At 35.3% G+C, this 2022-nt stretch carries 3 protein-coding genes; all 3 read right to left on the reverse strand.

All coding sequences use genetic code 11. The annotated features are described in order from the left end of the window. Positions 1–90: 90 nt before the first annotated feature. On the reverse strand, positions 91–285 hold the full coding sequence (locus ACNI3T_RS12285; RefSeq protein ID WP_418228054.1) for a cold-shock protein: 195 nt from the start codon (positions 283–285) through the stop codon (positions 91–93). Positions 286–350: 65 nt separating this feature from the next. Beyond that, the gene (locus ACNI3T_RS12290) at positions 351–1313 is read right to left on the reverse strand and encodes a fatty acid desaturase family protein (RefSeq protein ID WP_418228055.1); all 963 of its coding nucleotides are present in this window, start codon (positions 1311–1313) and stop codon (positions 351–353) included. A 348-nt stretch (positions 1314–1661) separates the two neighbouring features. After that, positions 1662–2022: cold-shock protein (locus ACNI3T_RS12295; protein WP_417921013.1), on the reverse strand; the 361-nt coding region annotated here is incomplete at its 5' end.

Genomic DNA, 2022 nt, shown 5'->3' on the forward strand with positions numbered 1-2022 from the left:
ATTAATTGTTATTGATGCCGGTTAGATTTAAAGATCATCCGGCCTTGATCTAACCTTATTTATAAGTCTCACACTGAAACTTGAAAATAATTAGTCAATTACTTCAACGTTCACAGCGTTAAGGCCTTTTTTACCTTGTTCTGTTTCAAATTGTACTCTGTCATCTTCACGAATCTCGTCGATAAGACCAGTTGAGTGTACAAAGATGTCTTCGCTCGAATCGTCAGCTTTTATAAATCCAAATCCTTTTGTTGAATTAAAAAACTTCACTTTTCCTTCTTGCATTACTTAATAATTAATTGTTATAAAATGCCATTAAACTTTTGAGATCGTATGGCTTCCGATCTTAACTATCCAACTCGCAATTTATCTACTTTACCTAATTGACGAAGCATTTTAAAATGCTCTCCAACAGCAGATACAAAGCTGTGTTTATTATGATAAGGCAAACCATATTCTTTGGCGGTCTGCGCTACTATATGTGATATCTTTCTATAATGAACGTGACAAATATTTGGTAATAAATGATGCTCAATTTGATAATTTAATCCACCAATGAACCAGGAGAACAACCTGCTCTTAGGGGAAAAATTAGCAGTTGTTAAAAGTTGATGGCTAGCCCAGTCACCCTGTACAATACCTTTTTCGTCAGGTAATGGATACTCAGTCGTTGGAACAATATGCGCTAACTGAAAAATGGTAGTAATCATCAATCCGGTAACGAAATGCATACTTACAAACGCCAGAACCACGACCCACCATGCCTGAGGTGCCATAATTATTGGCAGAATCAAAACAAAGAAGAACGAAGCCAGTTTCCATCCGATTACAGTAGACAACTGTTTTCTAAATTCTTTACCTTCTTTGAAGAATCCCATTTTCTTGAATTTTGCCATTCTAACAAAATCCTTAGCAGTTACCCAGCTTACCGTAGATAAACCATAGAAAAACCAACTATATAAGTGTTGAAATTTATGGATACTATATCTCTTGGTATGTGGAGTAAATCTTAAGAAAAACGGAGGATTGATATCATCATCAGCCTCTTCTATGTTTGTGAACGTATGATGCAATACATTATGCTGAATTCTCCAGATACTTGCATTGGCACCGATAAGGTTTAAAGTATATCCTAAATACTGATTGACCTTTTGGTTTTTTGAGTAAGAGTTATGAATTGCATCGTGCATGATTCCCATGCCTATCCCAGCCATTCCAAAACCACTTATGATATAAAGTGCGAATAGCAACCAGGTACTTTCTACCATTCCGGTATTCACGATTACTAAAGGAGCTACGAAAGTCAAAAGCATAAGAACAGTTTTCACGATCATGCTAGCATTCGCGTGTTTACTGATGTTATTTTTTTTGAAATAGGTATTTACCCGGCTTCGAAGAGTCTTTGAGAAATCGGATGCTCGTCTTTGAGCGAATATTGGATTGTTGATACTGGTACTATTAAATTTACAAACTAAATAATGAAGTAAACAAAACTTGAAATATCCTGAAAGGACTAAAAAGTGAAGAGAACTAAAATATTTACTATGGCAAATGTAAGCTTTATTATTACATTCACAATATAAATAATCAATTAGTTTTCAAACTTTTACACTACAGGATAAATTCAGTTCTGTATTTAGTTCAATTTCCCGGTTGGAAAATTAGTCAATGATCTTAACTCTTACGGCGTTAAGCCCTTTCATTCCTTGCTCCAACTCGAAACTTACTTTATCATTCTCATCAATTTCATCAATAAGACCACTTACGTGCACAAAGTATTTCTCACCGGTTTGCTTACCTATAATAAAACCAAATCCCTTAGAGTGATCGAAAAATGAAACTTTACCTTCTGTATCAGTAATGATCTCTTCCTCTTCTCTATCTTCTTTCTTAGGGATAGCGATTTCGATATCCTCTACTTCTACTTCTACCTTCTGAGTTGGATCTGGTGGAGTGTCGGTTAAATTACCGTCTGCATCAACATAAGCGATCATATCCTCGAATGATCCACCTTTGTTGGAA

The organism is Christiangramia qingdaonensis (assembly GCF_048381525.1).
In the GTDB taxonomy this organism is placed as follows: Bacteria; Bacteroidota; Bacteroidia; order Flavobacteriales; family Flavobacteriaceae; genus Christiangramia.